Genomic DNA, 794 nt, shown 5'->3' on the forward strand with positions numbered 1-794 from the left:
GGATTGAACATTGCAGAGATTCACCGCCAGGACGTCAGGAGAGGGATTGAAGGCAACAGCAACGGAATAGTCCCGGTTCGCGGAAGGGCCGGGCGTGGTCGTAAAGCGGGTCTTCGGCCCGACCGGCGTGCTCGTCATAATGTCCGTGACCGCACCATCGAAGGCGGAGACTCCGAATGGATTGCCCAGGACGATGGTCCGTAGATCTCGCCCGTCCGCGGCGGCAAAGAATTCCGGTCTCGAGTAGAGCGGGTTCACGTCCTCGACGACGACACGAGGGCCCGAACAGCCGCTGGCGACCAATGCGGAGATGACAACAACGTTTCGGAGGCGGATTGTCATGTTCAATTTCCCGGACAAACGTGAATGCCGACGTCAAGAATGCCGCGTCGCAATTGCCTTCCTTAAGCACGGTCGCTCGTCAGCCGATCATGGGCAGCGTCAGGTGATCTGCACGCACGCCTTCACGACCTGCACGCAGCCTGGGCCGGAGCGAACACCACGGGTGTAGCCGCGGCGGCGCCAACGTCGACGGCGCGGCACGTGGTGCGCCTCGCCATCCCTAGCCACATCGACGGGAGCTTGCCCCGAGGCCATCGCCGATCAGCTTTCAAGACGGCGGAGACCAGGCACGCGCTTCGATTTCCGTCGCCAGCATGCGGGCGGCAGCGGCGCTTGCACAGGTAACGACGAGTAAATTTACCGTTGCAGCCGCCGATCCGGTCTCAGCGAAGCGGTCAGGGTCCAACCGAGAAACGTTGAGCCCGACCACCCGGCGACCGCCGACGACCGCG

The 794-nt window shown here is 63.4% G+C and carries 1 protein-coding gene and 1 pseudogene; both read right to left on the reverse strand.

What is annotated here, in order from left to right:
• Positions 1-342 (reverse strand): annotated as a pseudogene (locus FFK22_RS42020) (hypothetical protein); the annotation flags it as partial.
• A 268-nt stretch (positions 343-610) separates the two neighbouring features.
• A partial coding sequence (locus tag FFK22_RS44255; protein ID WP_221939315.1) for a hypothetical protein occupies positions 611-794 on the reverse strand: 184 nt, incomplete at its 5' end.

It is taken from the genome of Mycobacterium sp. KBS0706 (assembly GCF_005938675.2).
GTDB lineage: Bacteria > Pseudomonadota > Alphaproteobacteria > DSM-16000 > Inquilinaceae > Inquilinus.